Source organism: Citrobacter sp. Igbk 17 (genome assembly GCF_028069775.1).
GTDB lineage: Bacteria > Pseudomonadota > Gammaproteobacteria > Enterobacterales > Enterobacteriaceae > Citrobacter.
Map to the genome: position 1 here is coordinate 1 of NZ_JANEWI010000077.1, position 1,196 is coordinate 1,196.

The 1,196-nt window shown below is 52.5% G+C and carries 1 rRNA gene; it reads left to right on the forward strand.

The features are described 5' to 3' along the window. Window positions 1-1,171 (forward strand): 23S ribosomal RNA (locus NNO08_RS22805); the annotation flags it as partial. Between the last annotated feature and the right edge of the window lie 25 nt (window positions 1,172-1,196).

The window sequence follows — 1,196 nt, forward strand, 5'->3', positions numbered from 1 at the left end:
TGGAGCTGAAATCAGTCGAAGATACCAGCTGGCTGCAACTGTTTATTAAAAACACAGCACTGTGCAAACACGAAAGTGGACGTATACGGTGTGACGCCTGCCCGGTGCCGGAAGGTTAATTGATGGGGTTATCCGTAAGGAGAAGCTCTTGATCGAAGCCCCGGTAAACGGCGGCCGTAACTATAACGGTCCTAAGGTAGCGAAATTCCTTGTCGGGTAAGTTCCGACCTGCACGAATGGCGTAATGATGGCCAGGCTGTCTCCACCCGAGACTCAGTGAAATTGAACTCGCTGTGAAGATGCAGTGTACCCGCGGCAAGACGGAAAGACCCCGTGAACCTTTACTATAGCTTGACACTGAACACTGGTCCTTGATGTGTAGGATAGGTGGGAGGCTTTGAAGTGTGGACGCCAGTCTGCATGGAGCCGACCTTGAAATACCACCCTTTAATGGCTGGTGTTCTAACGTAGACCCGTGATCCGGGTTGCGGACAGTGTCTGGTGGGTAGTTTGACTGGGGCGGTCTCCTCCTAAAGAGTAACGGAGGAGCACGAAGGTTAGCTAATCCTGGTCGGACATCAGGAGGTTAGTGCAAAGGCATAAGCTAGCTTGACTGCGAGAGTGACGGCTCGAGCAGGTGCGAAAGCAGGTCTTAGTGATCCGGTGGTTCTGAATGGAAGGGCCATCGCTCAACGGATAAAAGGTACTCCGGGGATAACAGGCTGATACCGCCCAAGAGTTCATATCGACGGCGGTGTTTGGCACCTCGATGTCGGCTCATCACATCCTGGGGCTGAAGTAGGTCCCAAGGGTATGGCTGTTCGCCATTTAAAGTGGTACGCGAGCTGGGTTTAGAACGTCGTGAGACAGTTCGGTCCCTATCTGCCGTGGGCGCTGGAGAATTGAGGGGGGCTGCTCCTAGTACGAGAGGACCGGAGTGGACGCATCACTGGTGTTCGGGTTGTCATGCCAATGGCATTGCCCGGTAGCTAAATGCGGAAGAGATAAGTGCTGAAAGCATCTAAGCACGAAACTTGCCCCGAGATGAGTTCTCCCTGAGACTATAAGTCTCCTGAAGGAACGTTGAAGACGACGACGTTGATAGGTCGGGTGTGTAAGTGTAGCGATACATTGAGCTAACCGATACTAATGAACCGTGAGGCTTAACCTTACAACGCCGAAGATGTTTTGGCGAA